Here is a 15,663-nt window from a genome sequence, read left to right as displayed (position 1 = left end):
TGGGGCGCATGAGGCTGACCGAGTTCTGGCGACGGATGTACCTGCACTTCGGCGAGACCTACGCGGAGTCCTTCGCCCAGGACCACGTGATGGCCGACCTCGGCGGCCGCACCGTCCGCCAGGCGCTGGACGCCGGCTGGGAGGCCAAGGACGTGTGGCGCGTGGTCTGCGTCACCCAGGGAGTGTCAGATCGGCTGAGGTGACCCGATTCGCCAGCCGGTGGGTGAGACTTGGCCGGTGTCCAGCAGTGCAGAAACCCCCGACCGACTGTCCGAAGAACACCTCCCCACGAGCCCCGAACCGGGCCGGCAGAGCGGCGGCGACACCGCCGACCCCGGCGCCCGCCAGCTGCGCCGCAGCGCCGCCGGCAGCGGCGCGATGCCGCGCTGGCTGCCCAAGGCGATGCTGCTCGCGCTGGTCGGCGTCGGCCTCTTCCAGCTCGCCGACTGGGCCTTCCACCAGCTGATCGACCTGTTCGTGATGCTGCTGGTCGCGTTCTTCCTGTCGCTCGCGATGGAACCCGCCGTCGACCGGATGGCCGCCCGCGGCGTGCGCCGCGGGCTCGGCACCTTCCTGGTGTTCATCGGTGTCGGCCTGGCGGTCGCCGCCTTCCTCACCGCGCTCGGCACCCTGATGGTCGACCAGGTCACCCAGGTCGCCGGGAAACTGCCGCAGATGCTCCACGACCTGATCGACTGGGTCAACCGCACCTTCCACACCGAGCTGTCGCTCGACCAGCTCCAGCACCAGGTGCTCAAGGACTCCGGCACCATCGAGAAGTACGCCCAGCAGGCCGCCGACAACGTCTGGGGCGTCACCGGCACCGTCGTCGGCGGGCTCTTCCAGGCCTTCACCGTCGGCCTGTTCACCTTCTACTTCACCGCCGAGGGCCCCCGGGTCCGGCGCACCGTCTGCTCGATGCTGCCGCCCTCCAAGCAGGCCGAGGTGCTGCGCGCCTGGGAGATCGCGCTCGCCAAGACCGGCGGCTACCTGTACTCGCGGGCCGTGCTGGCGCTGGTCTCCTCGCTCGGACACTGGGCGTTCTTCACGATCATCGGACTGCCGTACGCGGCCGCGCTCAGCGTCTGGGTCGGCGTCATGTCGCAGTTCGTGCCCACCATCGGCACCTACCTGGCGGGCGCGCTGCCCGTCCTGGTCGCGCTCACCGGCCGACCGGTGGACGCGGTGTGGGTGCTCGGCTTCGTGATCGTCTACCAGCAGATCGAGAACTACCTGCTGCACCCGCGGATCACCGCCAAGACCGTCGACGTGCACCCCGCCGTCGCCTTCGGCGCGGTGATCGCCGGCGCCGCGCTGCTCGGCGCGGTCGGCGCGCTGATCGCCATCCCGGCCGCCGCCACCCTGCAGGGCTTCGTCGGCACCTACGTGCGCCGCTACGAGGTCGAGGACGACCCGCGGATCGACCGCGGCGAGGAGCGCCGGGCCCGGCGGCGGGACGCCGTGCGGCGACTGCGCCGGATGGTGGCCGGCGGTTCGACCGACCCGGCCGGGGCGCAGGCCGGACGGGAGGAGCAGCGGGCCGAGGACTGACGGCCGCGACCCCGCCGCCGGCCCCACCGGCGGCGGGAGTAAGCGGTTTGCCCCACCGCCGGGCTCTTGATGGGCGAGGAGGTGTTCATGGGTGACAAACAGCTCGGCCCGGACGACGAGTTCCGGGCGTTCATCGTCGGCGCCTGGCCCTGGCTGCTGCGCACGGCGTACCTGCTGACCGGCGACCAGCACGCGGCCGAGGACCTGGCCCAATCGGCGGCGGAGCGGACCTGCGCGGCCTGGTCGAAGGTGCGCCGCGCCGACGACCCGCACAGCTACGTGCGCCGCATCATGATCAACCAGCACGCCCGCCGCTGGCGGCGCCGGGCCCCCGAGGTGCTGGTGGAGTCCGTGCCGGACACGGCCGGGCGGGAGGACGGGTACGCCCGCTCCGACCAGCGCCGGGTGCTGATGGCGGCGCTTGCGACACTGCCGCCCCGGCAGCGTCAGGCCGTGGTGCTGCGGCACTGGGAGGACCTGACCGACAGCCAGGCGGCCGCCGCGATGGCCTGCTCGACCGGGGCCGTGCGCAGCCACGCGGCCAAGGGGATAGCGAGACTGCGGCACACCGCGGGGCTGAAGGAACTGACGGACATGACACATGTGGGGGGTGCGGTATGACCGCGGGGAACAACGAGATGCCGGGCGGGGACATGGCGGTCGAGCTCGGGCTCGCGGCAGCGGCGGCGGACGTGAAGATCGGCTCGGTGCCGGTCGAGGGCATCCTGGCCGGCGGGCGGCGGATCCGGAACCGCCGCCGCACGGTGGTCGGCGCGCTCGCGCTGGCCTCGGTGGTGGCCCTGGGCGGCGGCACCGTGGCGGGCCTGAACGGCTTCGCCGGGAGCGGCTCGACCGCGCAGGCCCTGCAGGCCGGCGGCAGCGGCGGGGCCCTCCCGCTGGTGCCGGGCGCGGAGGCGTCGGCCGCCCCGGGCGCCGCGGCGACGACGACGGCGACCGGCGTGCGGGACCCGCTCAAGCCGGTCCGGGTGGTGATCGGACAGGGCACCGTCGACGGCAAGGAGTGGCAGCTCTGGGAGGCGCTCTGGCCGGTCGCCCCGAAGGAGCAGGCGTACGCGCAGGCCCTGGCGGTCTGGGAGGAGCGCCACGCGGTCGACCCGTCGATCGAGAAGCCGACGGAGGCGTTCGTCCAGCAGTACTGGCAGCCCACCGAGGACGTCGTCAACACCTACGCCACCCTGGACGGGGCCCGGCAGAAGTACGACAGGCAGGGCAGCTACCCGGCGCCCGGGCACCTCGACCCGCGGATGGCGAACACCTTCAGCGGCGGCGTCCTCGGGCCCTCCGCCAAGTCCGGCACGCCCGGCCCGCTGCCGATCAGGCTCGCGGTGCTGGCCATCGGCCCGGACGTCGGCAAGGTGGTGGTGAACTGGTCGGACGGCGGTGTCGCCGAGCCGAAGCCGGTCGTCGTCGAGGACTCCCCGTACCGCATGGTGGTGGTTCCGGAGCGGGCCGGCCTCAAGGTCGCCGCCTGGCACTTCTTCGACAAGAACGGCGTCGCGCTGCCGGACGCCGGCACCAGGCTGCTGAGCGAGTAGGCGCCCGAAGCGGTTCCCGCGGCCCCGTTCCCGGTCCTCCGGGGGCGGGGCCGCGGCGTGTCGGGTGGCCTTCGACTGGATTCGAACGTGTGTTCTTTGTACGCTTCGGCGCAGAGTTTTCCACAGGCCGAGCCCGTCCGGGGCCGATTGTCGGTGGGACGCGCTAGCGTCGATGACGATGAAGCGCAACGCACAGAACCCGAGGGTGGAAGCCATGGCAGGAACGGATCGCGAGAAGGCCCTGGAGGCCGCACTCGCCCAGATCGAACGGCAGTTCGGCAAAGGCTCGGTGATGCGCCTCGGCGAGAAGGCGAACGAGCCGATCGAGGTGATCTCCACCGGGTCCACCGCCCTCGACGTGGCGCTGGGCGTGGGCGGCATCCCGCGCGGCCGAGTGATCGAGATCTACGGCCCGGAGTCCTCCGGCAAGACCACCCTGACCCTGCACCTCGCCGCCAACGCCCAGAAGGCCGGCGGCACCGTCGCCTTCGTCGACGCCGAGCACGCGCTCGACCCCGAGTACGCCAAGAAGCTCGGTGTGGACACCGACGCCCTGCTGGTCAGCCAGCCGGACACCGGTGAGCAGGCGCTGGAGATCACCGACATGCTGATCCGCTCCGGCGCGATCGACCTGGTGATCATCGACTCGGTGGCCGCGCTGGTGCCGCGCGCCGAGATCGAGGGCGAGATGGGCGACTCGCACGTCGGTCTGCAGGCCCGCCTGATGAGCCAGGCGCTGCGCAAGATCGCCGGTGCGCTGAACCAGTCGAACACCACCGCGATCTTCATCAACCAGCTGCGCGAGAAGATCGGTGTGATGTTCGGCTCCCCCGAGACCACCACCGGTGGTCGGGCGCTGAAGTTCTACGCCTCGGTCCGCCTCGACATCCGGCGCATCGAGACGCTGAAGGACGGCACCGAGGCGGTCGGCAACCGCACCCGCGTCAAGGTGGTCAAGAACAAGGTCGCCGCGCCGTTCAAGCAGGCCGAGTTCGACATCCTCTACGGCGTGGGCATCAGCCGCGAGGGCGGCCTGATCGACATGGGCGTGGAGCACGGCTTCATCCGCAAGTCCGGCGCCTGGTACACCTACGAGGGCGACCAGCTCGGCCAGGGCAAGGAGAACGCCCGCAACTTCCTGCGCGACAACCCGCAGCTGGCCGACGAGATCGAGGCCAAGATCAAGGGCAAGCTGGGCATCGGCCCGAAGCCGGCCGAGGCCGAGGGCGGCGCCCCTGCGGTGGAGATCCCGGCCGCGGCCGCCCCCGCCAAGGCCGCCGCCAAGAAGACGGCGGCCGCCGCCAAGGGCTGATCCGTTGACTCACCGGCACCACATCGACCACCCGGCACCGGGTCCGTCCGAGGACGGGCCCGGTGTGGGCGTATCGGGAGAAGAACAGCACGACGCCTTCGGCCCGCCGGACTGGTTCGCGGCCGTCGCGGAGGAGGACGACGCCCCGGGCCCGCCGGACTGGTTCGCGGCGGTGGCCGAGGAGCCGTCCGCAGAGCTCCCGGTGGAGGAGCTGCCCGGGCTGATGCGGGCGTCCGAACTGGCCGGGGGGCGGCGCCGGCGGCGCAGCGCGCTCGGTGAACTTCCGGTCGCGGCACCGGCCGAGGAGAAGCCCCGGCCGAAGCGGCGGGCGAAGGCCGAGCGGCCGGCGGGCGAGCCGGAGCGGACGGCCGAGCCCGGGGCGCGGGGCAAGCGGCGCGGGCAGGGGGCCGCCGCCGAGCAGGGGGACCCGGCGGACCGGGCCCGGGACATCTGCCTGCGGCTGCTCACCGGCGCCGCCAAGTCCCGCAAGCAGCTGGCCGATGCGCTGCGCCGCAAGGAGATTCCCGACGAGGTCGCCGAGCAGGTGCTGTCCCGGCTGGAGGAGGTCGGGCTGATCGACGACGCCGCCTTCGCCGAGGCGTGGGTGGAGTCCCGACACGCGGTGCGCGGACTGTCCCGGCGGGCGCTGGCCCAGGAGCTGCGCACCAAGGGCGTCACCGGGGAGACCGCGGAACGCGCCCTGCTCCAGGTCGACGCCGACGACGAGACGGACGCCGCCCGGGCCCTGGTGGAACGGAAGTTGCGCTCCACCGCAGGGCTGGACCGGGACGTACGGATGCGCCGACTGGTCGGAGTGCTGGCCCGGCGCGGCTACTCGGAGGGCCTGGCGTTCCGGGTGGTCCGGGAGGCGCTGGACGCGGAACCGCAGGAGGAGGGCGACGACTGGTAGGTGAACTGACGGCGGGCGATGACTGCTGATCGGATCATCGGAGCCAATTCTCGATCGCATCTTGACCGTTTCGTAACCTCCGCCTAGCCTCGCACTCAGTGGCTGGACGATCGCGGAGGTCACCTCGGCGGCAGCGTGCGCAGGACGGGGAGTGCCCGGATGGGGATCGCTCAGAACACCGGAACGGGTTCCTCCCTGCTGCTGGCCGCCGGCATCCTGATCGCCGCCCTCGGCCTGGTGCTGGTCGCCGCGCTCCGGATGCTCCGTCAACGCCGCGCCGAACTCGACCGCCGCGAGGAGCGGTTGACCGCCGAGCTCCAGCGCCTGCACCTGCACGAGGACGAACTCGCCGCCCGCGCCGCCGAATCCGAGCGGATCCGCGGCGAACTCGCCGAACAGAGCGCCGAGAGCCGACTGCTGCTGGAACGCACCGCCGGGCTGACGTCCGCCCAGGCCCGGGACGAAGTGGTCCGTGCCGCTGAGGCCGAGGCCCGCCGCGAAGCCGCGCTGACCGTCCGGGAGATCGAACGGCGCGCGGTCGTCGAAGGCGAGGGCCGGGCCCGCGAGATCATCGCCTCGTCCGTCCAGCGACTGGCCGCCGAACACACCGCCGAGACCGTGGTCACCACGCTCCGGCTGCCCAGCGAGGACATGAAGGGCCGGGTGATCGGCCGGGAAGGCCGCAACATCCGCGCCTTCGAGGCCGTCACCGGCGTCAACCTGATCGTCGACGACACCCCCGGGCTGGTCCAACTCTCCTGCTTCGACCCCGTCCGGCGGGAGAGCGCCCGACTCACCCTCGAATCGCTGCTCACCGACGGGCGGATCCATCCCGCCCGGATCGAGGAGGCGCACGAGCGCAGCCGCAGCGAGGTCGAACGGCTCTGCGTCCGGGCCGGGGAGGACGCCCTGCTCACCGTCGGCATCGGCACCGCGGACGGGATGGCGCCCGAACTGGTCCGCACCCTCGGCACGTTGCGCTACCGCACCTCCTACGGGCAGAACGTGCTCGGCCACCTGGTGGAGTCCGCTCACCTCGCCGCAATGATGGCCGCGGAACTGGGCGTCGACCCGGAGCCGGTGCGCCGCGCCGCGCTGCTGCACGACATCGGCAAGGCGCTCAGCCACGAAGTGGCGGGCAGTCACGCCCTGACCGGCGCGGAGTTCGCCCGCCGGCACGGGGAGTCCGCGGAGGTCGTCCACGCAATAGGCGCCCACCACGGCGAGATCGAGGCGAAGACCGTCGAGGCCGTCCTCACCCAGGCCGCGGACGCCTGCTCGGCCGGCCGGCCCGGCGCACGCAAGGAATCCGTGGAGGCGTACGTCCGCCGGCTCGAACGCCTGGAGGAGATCGCCCGGGCCCACGACGGAGTCACCAAGGTCTACGCCATGCAGGCCGGACGCGAAGTCCGGGTGATGGTGCAACCGGAGAAGGTCGACGACCTCCGCGCCCAGGAGATCGCCCGGGAGGTGGCCCGGCAGGTCCGCGAGGAACTGACGTACCCGGGGCAGATCCGGATCACGGTGGTGCGGGAGTCGCGCGCGACGGAGTTCGCGCGGTAGCAGGCGAGCGGGCCCGCGCCCCTGGTTGTGCTCTCCCTGCTCTCTGGTCGGCGCCCCTCCGCTCGCGCCTGATTCAGCCTGCGGCTCCCTGTTCCAGGCCCGGCGCGGCCGACAGCGGGGCCGTGAGGGTGTGGAGGGTTTCCGGGTGGAGGCCCGGGGTGGTGCCGAGGAGGTGGCCGTCGGGGCGGACGAGGAGGACGGTGTGGGGGGTGGCGCCGGGGTAGGCGTCGGTGACCAGGACTTCGGTGGGGACGGGGAGGGCGTCGGCGAGTTCGGTGAGGCGGGGCATCAGGCCGGCGCCGAGCCAGTGCTCGGCGGACCAGACGGTGGTGCCGGGGGCGACCAGGACGAGCAGGAAGACGGTGCCGAGGCGGGCGCGGAGGGTGTCGGCGGTGCCGTCGGCGGTGACCACCGGCAGGTCGGGGACCTGGACGCCGGGGGTGGTGGGGGTGAGCTGTTCGGTGAGTGAGGTGCCGCGGCCGGTGCCGCGTTGCTCGGGGACCCGGACGGCGACGCCGGCGGGCGTCGCCGGGTAGGCGGGGGCGCCGCCGAAGCGGCCGGTGCCGAGTTGGCCGTCGGCGAGCAGCGGGGCGTGCTTGCGGAAGGAGCCGGAGACGAGCGAGCGCCGGGTCTGGGCCCAGCCGCGCAGGGGGCGGAGCAGCGGCATGGTCTGGTCGACGGCGCGCAGTCGGGCGCCGACCGCGCCGCGGCGTTCGCTCTCGTAGCCGTCGAGCAGGGCGCTCTCGGCGGGGGCGCCGCCGGGCGGCAGGTGCCAGGCGAGGGCGAGCCGCCAGGCGAGGTTGTCGGCGTCGCGCAGGCCGTCGGCGAGGTTCTGCATGCCGAGGGCGCCGTGCAGGTGGGCGGCGTCGCCGGCCAGGAAGCAGCGGCCGGTGCGGAAGCGTCCGGCGAGGCGCTGCTGGTAGGTGTGGTCGGCGGCGGCGAGCAGCTGGTGGGGCGGGAGTTCGCCGCACCAGCCGGTGAGCGCGGAGGTGACCCGGGTGAGCAGGGTGTCGCCGGTGACGATGCCCGGCCAGGTGGCGTGCGGGTCGACCGGTTCGGTGGGTTGGGGGCGGCCGGGGGGCAGCCGCCAGTCGAGCCGCCACAGGCCGTCGGGCAGCGGGCGGGCGGAGGCTTCGCGGTCGCCGCGCCACGGGGGTTCGCGGTGCAGTCGGGCCTCGCCGGGGAAGGGCAGGTCGACGCGGACGGTGGCGACGGCGTGCCGGTCGACGGCGGGTCGGCCGGGGAAGCGGATCCTGAGGAGTTTGCGGACGGTGGAGCGGGCGCCGTCGCAGCCGACCAGGTGGCTGCCGTGCCAGCGGTTCTCGCCGTCGGGGGAGGTGGTGCGGACGGTCACGCCGTCGGGGTCCTGGGTGAGCTCGACCACCCGGTGCCGCGGAGTGAGGCGGATCAGCGGGGTGGCGGTGGCGGCGTCGCGCAGGCCGCGCTGGAGGCGGTGCTGGGCGAGGTGCAGGACCGGCTCGTCGTCCAGCGGCAGGCGCAGCACCTCGGCGCGGCGGCGCCAGATGGTGAAGGCGTCCCAGCGGGCGGCGTCGGAGCCGACCCGGGTGTAGCCGATGCGGGCGAGGAAGGCGGCGGTGTCGGCGCCGAGGACGACGGTGCGGGGGCTCTCGGGGCAGACGCCGGCGCCCTCGTCGAGGACCACGCTGGGGACTTCGTTGCGGGCCAGGGCGAGGGCGAGGGCGAGGCCGACCGGCCCGGCCCCGACGATGATCACTGGATCCATGTCGGGGCCTTCGAGCCGGGATCGTCGGCCGTTGCGTCAGCTGCCGGGTGGGAGCTCCCAGGTGGTGTCACGAAGAGCAATGCAACAGATCACCTGGGTGTCCGTCAAGCAGCGGTTGTGCTGCGCCGGGTCGCGCCGCGGCGGCCCCGGGACTCGATCCAGCGGGCGAGGCCGCCGAGGGCGAGGCACAGCGCGATGTAGATCGGGGTGCCGACCAGGACCACCGGGATGTACGGGTAGCCGTCCGCGTTGGAGGCGATCAGCTTCATCTCCCAGAGCAGTTCCGGGTAGGTGATGATGTAGCCGAGCGAGGTGTCCTTGAGGGTGACCACCAGCTGGCCGATGATCGCCGGGAGCATCGAGCGGACGGCCTGCGGCACCAGCACGATGCCCATCACCTGGGTCTTGCGCATGCCCAGGGCGTAGGCGGCCTCGGACTGGCCGCGCGGGACGGCGTTGATGCCGGAGCGGATGATCTCGGCCTGCACGGCCCCGTTGTACAGGGCCAGGCCGATCACCAGGGCCCACATCGGCTGGGCGCCGAACGCCGCACGGTACAGCGCGAAGATCATGATGATCAGCGGCATGGCCCGGAAGAACTGGACCACCACGGTGCTGACGATGCGCACCGGGAAGTGGTCGGAGAGCCGTCCGGCGGCGAGCAGCGAGCCGAGCACCAGCGAGCCGGCCGCGGCCAGCCCGAAGGCCTCCAGAGTGGACAGCACGCCGTCGAGGATCCGCTGCTGCACGGCCGTGTACTCGAACGGCGACCAGAGCGCGGCCTCGAACTGTCCGGCGTCGGAGAGGCTGCTGATGATGAACCAGAACAGTCCGGCGATGCCGATCAGGCCTGCCACGCCGAGGATCAGGTTGCGGGTCCGGGCCCGGGGGCCGGGGACGTCGTACAGGACGGAGGCGGTACGCATGCTCATCGGGCCACCGCCACGCGACGCTCCAGGGCGGAGAAAGCCGCGTTGATGGTGAAGCTGATCGCCAGGTAGGCGAGCGCGATCCAGAAGAAGATGGCGAAGATGTCGTAGGCCTTTTCGCTCAGGACCTTCTGGAAGCTGAACAGCTCGGGCACGTTGAAGGCGCCTGCGATGGCCGAGTTGCGGGGCAGGGCGATGAACACCGAGCTCATCGGGGAGATCACCGAGCGTGCGGCCTGCGGCAGCACCACCAGGCTCAGGGTCTGGCCGAAGCCCATGCCGAGCGAGCGGGCCGCCTCGGCCTGGCCCATCGGCACGGTGTTGATGCCGGCCCGCAGCACCTCGCAGACGAAGCTGCCGGTGTAGGCGCTGAGCGCCATCACCGCGAGCGTGAAGCTTTCGAAGTGCACGTCCAGCGACGGCAGGATGAAGGTCACCGCGAAGAACAGCAGGGTCAGCGGGGTGTTGCGGAAGACCGTCACCCAGGCGGTGCCGAACCACCGCAGGACGGGGACGGGCGAGACCCGGAAGGCCGCCAGCACGAAGCCCAGCAGCAGCGCGAACAGGGCGCTGAGCGCGCTCAGTTCGATCGTCCGCAGGAACCCTTCGGCGAACGCGGAGAAGTTGCCGTCCTCGAATATCAGTCCCATGCCGGCGGCCCTCCTTTCTCAGTAGTGGGTGTGACCGGGCGTCAGCCGGCGATCGGGTCCAGGGCGGGGATGCTCGGCGCGGCGGAGCCGGACAGGCCGAGGGTGGCGTCGTACGCCTTCTTCCAGTCGCCGTTGTCCTCGTGCGCCTTCAGGGCGTCGTTGATCGCCTTCTGCAGCACCGCGTCGCCCTTGTTCAGGCCGACGCCGTAGCGCTCCTCGGAGAAGGGGTTGCCGACGACCTTGAGCTTGCCCTGGTTCTTCGCGGCGTAGCCCTTGAGGATCGAGTCGTCGGTGGTGACCGCGTCGACCTCCTTGGTCAGCAGCTTCTCCACGCACAGCGAGTAGGTGTCGAACTGGGTGACCTTGGCGCCGTACTTCTGGATGTTGGCGATCGAGGTCGAGCCGGTGGCGGTGCAGACCGACTTGTCCTTGACGGTGTCGGAACCGGTGATGTCGGTGTTGTCCTTGTTCACCAGCAGCGACTGGCCGGCGATGTAGTACGGGCCACCGAACGCGACGCCCTTGTCCTTGCGGCCCTGGGTGATCGAGTAGGTGCCGACGTAGTAGTCGACCTGGCCGCCGGTGATCGCGGTCTCACGGTTGGCGGACGCGATGGTGGAGAACTCGATCTGGTCGGCCGAGAAGCCGAGGTCGGCGGCGATCATCTTGGCGATCTCGATGTCGAAGCCGCTGCGCTTGGTGGTCTGCACGTCCTCGAAGCCGAGGTACGGCTGGTCGGCCTTGGCGCCGATCTTCAGCTTGCCGCGCTTCTTGGCCTCGGTCCACGCCGGCGAACCGTCCAGCTTGACGTCGGTCTTGACGGTGTAGGTCGGCAGCTGCGGGGCGGCCGAGCCGTTGGGGGCGGTCTCGGCCGGGGAGCCGTCCTTGCCGCAGGCGGCGACGGCCGTCAGGGCGAGCACGGACAGGGCAGCGGCAACAGTGCGACGGGCCTTCATGCGGTCGTTCTTCTCCTCAGGTGGGGGCCACGGCAGGCTCCGGGCCACTGCGAATTGACGCTACTGACGCTTGATCGGCTGGGGGAGTCAGTGCTGCAGGATCTTGGACAGGAAATCCTTGGCGCGGTCGGAGCGCGGCGCGGTGAAGAAGGCGTCGGGGGTGTTCTCCTCGACGATCCGGCCGTCCGCCATGAACAGCACGCGGTTGGCCGCGGAGCGGGCGAAGCCCATCTCGTGGGTGACCACGACCATGGTCATGCCCCGCGCGGCGAGCGAACGCATCACCTCCAGCACCTCGTTGACCATCTCCGGGTCGAGGGCGGAGGTGGGCTCGTCGAAGAGCATCACCTTCGGGTCCATCGCCAGCGCACGGGCGATCGCCACGCGCTGCTGCTGGCCGCCGGACAGCTGCGACGGGTACTTGTCGGCCTGTGCGCCGACGCCCACCCGCTCCAGCAGCTCACGGGCCGTCCGCTCGGCCTCGGCCTTGGCGACCTTGCCCACCTTCACCTGGGCGAGCACCACGTTCTCCAGCACGGTCTTGTGCGAGAACAGGTTGAAGGACTGAAACACCATGCCCACCTGGGCACGCAGCCGGGCCAGTTCGCGGCCCTCGGCCGGCAGCGGCCTGCCGTCCACCTCGATGGTCCCGGAGTCGATGGTCTCCAGCCGGTTGATGGTGCGGCACAGCGTCGACTTGCCGGAGCCGGACGGGCCGATCAGCACCACGACCTCACCCTGGGCGATCTCCAGGTCGATGTCCTGCAGCACGTGCAGGGCGCCGTAGTGCTTGTTCACCCCGCGCAGGGCCACCAGCGGCGCGGTGTCGCGCAGCTCGGCACTGTTCTCGGTCATCGCCGTCCGCTCCCTCGTCCTCCGAACCCGGGGCCAACTCGCTTGGTCCGCAGAGCCGGTGATGGTCCGTCTCATGCTCGGGGGCCGGAGCCGGCGGAGCCCTCGGCCCCCGAACGGGGCGACTTTAGGCAGGTACACGCCGCCCCGTCAGCCGATCTGAGCTGAACTTGAGCATCACGGTTCGGCTACGCCGGGTAGTCGTGCACCGCGAATACCGGAGCGGTAACGGACCGGCCGATGCGGTTGACCTGGAGCCGTCGGATGGGAGTGGATGCCAGGATGGCCCGGTTCCGCGTCGGACCCGCGCCATGCCGACCACCCGCCGACGGCGACCGCGCCACCGGCCCGTACGCATCCCGACGAACACCGCAGGAAGGAGCCCGATGCGCCTGCTCCTGGTCGAGGACGACGACCGCGTCGCCGCCGCCCTGGTCGCGGTGCTGGGCCGGCACGGCTTCCAGGTCCGGCACGCCCGCAGCGGCCACGAAGCCCTGGACGCGCTCGTCCCGGACGGCAGCGAGCCCTACCGGGTGGTGCTGCTCGACCTCGGACTGCCCGACCGCGACGGCTTCGAGGTGTGCAGCCGGATCCGGGCCGGCAGCGGCGTCCCGGTCATCATGGTGACCGCCCGCGCCGACATCCGCTCCCGGATCCACGGCCTCAACCTCGGCGCCGACGACTACGTGGTCAAGCCGTACGACATGGGCGAACTCCTGGCCCGCATCCACGCGGTGGCCCGCCGCGGCACCCCCAGGGCCGGCGAGGACGGCGGCAGCCCCGAGCCGGACGGCCCGCTCGCCTCCCGCGGCGTCGAGATCGACCGCGAACGCCGCCGGGTCAGCGTCAACGGACGCGATGTGCCGCTCACCCGCAAGGAGTTCGACCTGCTGGCGCTGCTCGCCCAGAGCCCCGGCGTGGTCTACCGCCGCGAGCAGATCTTCAGCGAGGTCTGGCGCTCCGGCTGGGAGGGCAACGGCCGCACCCTGGAGGTCCACATCGGCTCGCTGCGCACCAAGCTCGGCCTGCCCGGCCTGGTCGAGGCCGTCCGCGGCGTCGGCTACCGGCTCATCCCCGACAACCCGTCCGCCGACGACGCCGCGGAGCGCTGACCGCCCGTGCGCAACCGCCTGCTCGGCATCCTGATCGCCCTGATGGCCTGCGTGCTCGCCGCCCTCGGAGTGCCGCTGGCCTACCTGATCGCCTCGTCCGAGCAGTCCAAGGTGGTCGTCGACCGGATCGACGACGCCGCCCGGTTCGCCCAGGACCTGCCCACCCAGGGCCGTGCCAGCGCCACCGCCGTCAAGGGCGAACCGGAACCCGGCCCCGGCGACGGCGGCCGGCTGCACGCCCTGTCCAGCGAGGCCGCCCGCTACCGCGAGCTGTACGGCGCCCGGATCGGCGTCTTCCAGCGCGACGGCAGCGCCGTCGCCGTCGCCCCCGACGACTGGCGCGCCCCCGCCGAGGGCCCCGGCGGCCAGGCCTACCGGGAGGCGCTGGCCGGACGCCGCAGCCACAACCCGCCCCAGGTGTGGCCGTGGACCGCCGACCGCACCCTCACCGTCGCCCTGCCCGTGGTCCGCGACGGCGACGTGGTCGCCGTGGTGCTCACCGAATCGCCCACCGGGCCGCTGCGCGCCCGGATCCTGCACCGCTGGCTGGTGCTGGCCGGCGGCGAGGCGCTCGCCATGATGGTCGCCATCCTGCTCGCCGTCCGCCTCACCGGCTGGGTGCTGCGCCCCGTCCGCACCCTCGACCGGGCCACCCACGACATCGCCACCGGTCGACTCAACGCCCGGGTCGCGCCCAGCGGCGGACCGCCCGAACTGCGCCGCCTGGCGCGCTCGTTCAACGACATGGCCGACCACGTGGTGCTCGCCATCGACCAGCAGCGGGCCTTCGTCGCCGACGCCTCCCACCAGCTGCGCAACCCGCTGGCCGCGCTGCTGCTGCGGGTCGAGCTGATCGGGATGGCGCTCCCCGAGGGCAGCGAGGAGGAGATCGCCGCCGTCCGCGAGGAGGGCGCCCGGCTCGCCCGTGTCCTGGACGACCTGCTCGGCCTGGCCACCGCCGAAGGCTCCCGGCCCGAACCCGAACCCGTCGACCTGGCGGCGCTGGTCCGCACCCGGACCGACGCCTGGCAGCCGCTCGCCGACCGGCGCCAGGTCCGGCTCCACTGGCAGGGACCGCCGATGGCGCACGCCTGGGCCGACCCGATCGGCTTCGGCAGCGCGCTGGACGCCGTCCTCGACAACGCCCTCAAGTTCTCACCGGCCGACAGCACCGTGCGGGTCGGCCTGACCATCACCAAGGACGAGGTCACCGCCATCGTCACCGACGCCGGACCGGGCCTCACCGAGGAGGAGCTCGCCCGGGTCGGCGACCGGTTCTGGCGCTCCTCCCGGCACCAGAACGTCGACGGCTCCGGCCTCGGCCTCTCCATCGCCCGCACCCTGCTGCTGGCCGGCGGCGGCGACCTCCGCTTCGCGCCCGCCGAACCGCACGGGCTGCGGGTGCTGCTCACGGTGCCCCGCCGGAAGCGGAACTGACGTCAGGGCTTGACCGACTGGTAGTAGCGCTTCGCGCCCTCGTGCAGCGGCAGCGGATCGGTGTACACCGCGGTCCGCAGGTCCACCAGCTGCGCCGCGTGGACCTCGCCGCCGATCCGGTCCCGGCTGTCGATCACCACCCGGGTCAGCGCCTCCACCAGCGCCGGGTCCACGTTCGCCCGGGTCACCAGCAGGTTCGGCACCGCCACCGTCGCCACCGCCGTCCGCTCCGGCTCCACCAGCGGGTACGCGTCCGCCGGGATGGTCGCCGCCCGGTAGGCGTCCATCCCGCCGCCCTCCAACTGGTGCAGCGGGTCCGACAGGTCGCCCATCGGCACGATCCGGATCGGGGTGTGCTCCGACAGGTCGGTCAGCGCCGCCGTCGGCAGGCCGCCGGACCAGAAGAACGCGTCCAACTGCTTGTCGCGCAACCCGTTCGTCGCCTCCAGCACCCCCAGCGGCACCGGACGCACGTCCTTGTCCGGGTCCAGGCCGGCCGCCTCCAGCAGCCGCCGGGACACCAGGTTCACGCCCGACTTCCCCAGCCCCATCCCCACCCGCAGGCCGCGCAGGTCGGACACCTTGTGCACCGGCGAATCCGCGGGCACCACCAGCTGCATGTAGTCGTCGTACAGCCGGGCGATCGCCCGCAGCTCCGACTTCTGCGGATTCTTGAAGCTGGCCACCGAGTCCGCCGTCGCTATCGCGAAGTCGTCCCGGCCCGACAGCACCCGCTCCAGGTTGTCGAACGAACCCTCCGAGTTGTCCAGCCGGACCTTCACCCCGGGCATCGCCGACCGCATCGAGTCCTTCAGCAGCACCCCGTACCGGTCGTACACCCCGCGCGACACCCCCGTCGCGAACGCCGCCTCCCCGCGCAGCCCCGACCCGGCCCGCGCCGAGGACGCCCACCAGCCGCCCGTGCCCCCCGCCACCAGCAGCAGTACCACGACCACCCGCACCAGCGGACTGCGCACCGCGGAACGCAGCACGGCACCGGCACGGGGCGGATCGCTCGAAGCAGCCATGGCAGGGATACTGCCAGCCCCGACCGCCCGGCGGGAGGCCCCTGCCGCTGCCCGTACCCTTGT

The 15,663-nt window shown here is 72.5% G+C and carries 15 protein-coding genes; 9 read left to right on the top strand and 6 right to left on the bottom strand.

Going from position 1 to position 15,663, the window contains the following annotated elements:
- Positions 1–8: 8 nt before the first annotated feature.
- The 7 genes from ACI1MP_RS13085 (at position 9) to rny (ending at position 6,892) form a co-directional block, all read left to right on the top strand.
- Complete coding sequence (locus ACI1MP_RS13085) at positions 9–203, top strand: DUF3046 domain-containing protein (protein ID WP_043909767.1); 195 nt, start codon at positions 9–11, stop codon at positions 201–203.
- A 34-nt stretch (positions 204–237) separates the two neighbouring features.
- Complete coding sequence (locus ACI1MP_RS13080; RefSeq protein ID WP_380343595.1) at positions 238–1,551, top strand: AI-2E family transporter; 1,314 nt, start codon at positions 238–240, stop codon at positions 1,549–1,551.
- Positions 1,552–1,638: 87 nt separating this feature from the next.
- The gene (locus ACI1MP_RS13075) at positions 1,639–2,172 is read left to right on the top strand and encodes a SigE family RNA polymerase sigma factor (RefSeq protein ID WP_380343597.1); all 534 of its coding nucleotides are present in this window, start codon (positions 1,639–1,641) and stop codon (positions 2,170–2,172) included.
- The gene (locus ACI1MP_RS13070; RefSeq protein WP_380343600.1) at positions 2,169–3,107 is read left to right on the top strand and encodes a hypothetical protein; all 939 of its coding nucleotides are present in this window, start codon (positions 2,169–2,171) and stop codon (positions 3,105–3,107) included. The genes ACI1MP_RS13075 and ACI1MP_RS13070 overlap by 4 nt, the downstream gene beginning before the upstream one ends.
- Positions 3,108–3,321: 214 nt before the next feature.
- On the top strand, positions 3,322–4,419 hold the full coding sequence (recA, locus tag ACI1MP_RS13065; protein ID WP_043909771.1) for a recombinase RecA: 1,098 nt from the start codon (positions 3,322–3,324) through the stop codon (positions 4,417–4,419).
- Between the two features lie 64 nt (positions 4,420–4,483).
- Positions 4,484–5,329, top strand: coding sequence for a regulatory protein RecX (locus ACI1MP_RS13060; protein ID WP_380343603.1), 846 nt, complete (start codon positions 4,484–4,486; stop codon positions 5,327–5,329).
- A 159-nt stretch (positions 5,330–5,488) separates the two neighbouring features.
- Positions 5,489–6,892: a ribonuclease Y gene (rny, locus tag ACI1MP_RS13055; RefSeq protein WP_380343606.1), complete on the top strand. Its 1,404-nt coding sequence runs from the start codon at positions 5,489–5,491 to the stop codon at positions 6,890–6,892.
- Between the two features lie 73 nt (positions 6,893–6,965).
- Here the strand turns inward: rny and ACI1MP_RS13050 are convergent, their stop codons facing one another.
- The 5 genes from ACI1MP_RS13050 to ACI1MP_RS13030 all read right to left on the bottom strand — a co-directional run bounded on the left by ACI1MP_RS13050 (position 6,966) and on the right by ACI1MP_RS13030 (position 12,026).
- Entirely contained in the window at positions 6,966–8,636 is a 1,671-nt protein-coding gene (locus tag ACI1MP_RS13050; protein WP_380343608.1) for an FAD-dependent monooxygenase, read from the bottom strand.
- A gap of 104 nt (positions 8,637–8,740) precedes the next feature.
- A complete protein-coding gene (locus ACI1MP_RS13045) occupies positions 8,741–9,568 on the bottom strand; it encodes an amino acid ABC transporter permease (protein WP_380343611.1) in 828 nt (275 codons plus the stop codon).
- On the bottom strand, positions 9,565–10,215 hold the full coding sequence (locus ACI1MP_RS13040) for an amino acid ABC transporter permease (RefSeq protein ID WP_380343614.1): 651 nt from the start codon (positions 10,213–10,215) through the stop codon (positions 9,565–9,567). The genes ACI1MP_RS13045 and ACI1MP_RS13040 overlap by 4 nt, the downstream gene beginning before the upstream one ends.
- 41 nt (positions 10,216–10,256) lie before the next feature.
- Entirely contained in the window at positions 10,257–11,171 is a 915-nt protein-coding gene (locus tag ACI1MP_RS13035; RefSeq protein ID WP_380343616.1) for a glutamate ABC transporter substrate-binding protein, read from the bottom strand.
- Between the two features lie 87 nt (positions 11,172–11,258).
- Complete coding sequence (locus tag ACI1MP_RS13030) at positions 11,259–12,026, bottom strand: amino acid ABC transporter ATP-binding protein (protein WP_380343619.1); 768 nt, start codon at positions 12,024–12,026, stop codon at positions 11,259–11,261.
- Between the two features lie 383 nt (positions 12,027–12,409).
- Here ACI1MP_RS13030 and ACI1MP_RS13025 point away from each other — a divergent pair, with 383 nt between their 5' ends.
- Both ACI1MP_RS13025 and ACI1MP_RS13020 read left to right on the top strand, forming a co-directional pair.
- Positions 12,410–13,135 carry a response regulator transcription factor gene (locus tag ACI1MP_RS13025; RefSeq protein WP_043909782.1) on the top strand — a complete coding sequence of 242 codons (726 nt, stop codon included), beginning with the start codon at positions 12,410–12,412 and terminating at the stop codon, positions 13,133–13,135.
- Positions 13,136–13,141: 6 nt separating this feature from the next.
- A complete protein-coding gene (locus tag ACI1MP_RS13020) occupies positions 13,142–14,572 on the top strand; it encodes a sensor histidine kinase (protein ID WP_380343622.1) in 1,431 nt (476 codons plus the stop codon).
- A 2-nt stretch (positions 14,573–14,574) separates the two neighbouring features.
- On the opposite strand, the gene ACI1MP_RS13015 is transcribed toward ACI1MP_RS13020, so the two are convergent.
- Entirely contained in the window at positions 14,575–15,600 is a 1,026-nt protein-coding gene (locus tag ACI1MP_RS13015; protein ID WP_404868726.1) for a TAXI family TRAP transporter solute-binding subunit, read from the bottom strand.
- Positions 15,601–15,663: the final 63 nt, after the last annotated feature.

Origin of the sequence: Kitasatospora griseola (assembly GCF_044999035.1) — a bacterium.
Taxonomy (GTDB): Bacteria; Actinomycetota; Actinomycetes; order Streptomycetales; family Streptomycetaceae; genus Kitasatospora; species Kitasatospora griseola.
The sequence above is the reverse complement of the archived record's forward strand: the minus strand, read 5'-3'. Positions and strand labels throughout refer to the sequence as shown.

What these genes read in the sequence shown, in the direction of transcription:
- ACI1MP_RS13075 (WP_380343597.1), top strand. Translation starts at nt 1,639, where the DNA reads ATGGGTGACAAACAGCTCGGCCCGGACGACGAGTTCCGGGCGTTCATC.
- ACI1MP_RS13035 (WP_380343616.1), bottom strand. Translation starts at nt 11,171, where the DNA reads ATGAAGGCCCGTCGCACTGTTGCCGCTGCCCTGTCCGTGCTCGCCCTG.
- ACI1MP_RS13025 (WP_043909782.1), top strand. Translation starts at nt 12,410, where the DNA reads ATGCGCCTGCTCCTGGTCGAGGACGACGACCGCGTCGCCGCCGCCCTG.
- ACI1MP_RS13040 (WP_380343614.1), bottom strand. Translation starts at nt 10,215, where the DNA reads ATGGGACTGATATTCGAGGACGGCAACTTCTCCGCGTTCGCCGAAGGG.
- ACI1MP_RS13015 (WP_404868726.1), bottom strand. Translation starts at nt 15,600, where the DNA reads ATGGCTGCTTCGAGCGATCCGCCCCGTGCCGGTGCCGTGCTGCGTTCC.
- recA (WP_043909771.1), top strand. Translation starts at nt 3,322, where the DNA reads ATGGCAGGAACGGATCGCGAGAAGGCCCTGGAGGCCGCACTCGCCCAG.
- ACI1MP_RS13070 (WP_380343600.1), top strand. Translation starts at nt 2,169, where the DNA reads ATGACCGCGGGGAACAACGAGATGCCGGGCGGGGACATGGCGGTCGAG.
- ACI1MP_RS13050 (WP_380343608.1), bottom strand. Translation starts at nt 8,636, where the DNA reads ATGGATCCAGTGATCATCGTCGGGGCCGGGCCGGTCGGCCTCGCCCTC.
- ACI1MP_RS13045 (WP_380343611.1), bottom strand. Translation starts at nt 9,568, where the DNA reads ATGAGCATGCGTACCGCCTCCGTCCTGTACGACGTCCCCGGCCCCCGG.
- rny (WP_380343606.1), top strand. Translation starts at nt 5,489, where the DNA reads ATGGGGATCGCTCAGAACACCGGAACGGGTTCCTCCCTGCTGCTGGCC.
- ACI1MP_RS13085 (WP_043909767.1), top strand. Translation starts at nt 9, where the DNA reads ATGAGGCTGACCGAGTTCTGGCGACGGATGTACCTGCACTTCGGCGAG.
- ACI1MP_RS13030 (WP_380343619.1), bottom strand. Translation starts at nt 12,026, where the DNA reads ATGACCGAGAACAGTGCCGAGCTGCGCGACACCGCGCCGCTGGTGGCC.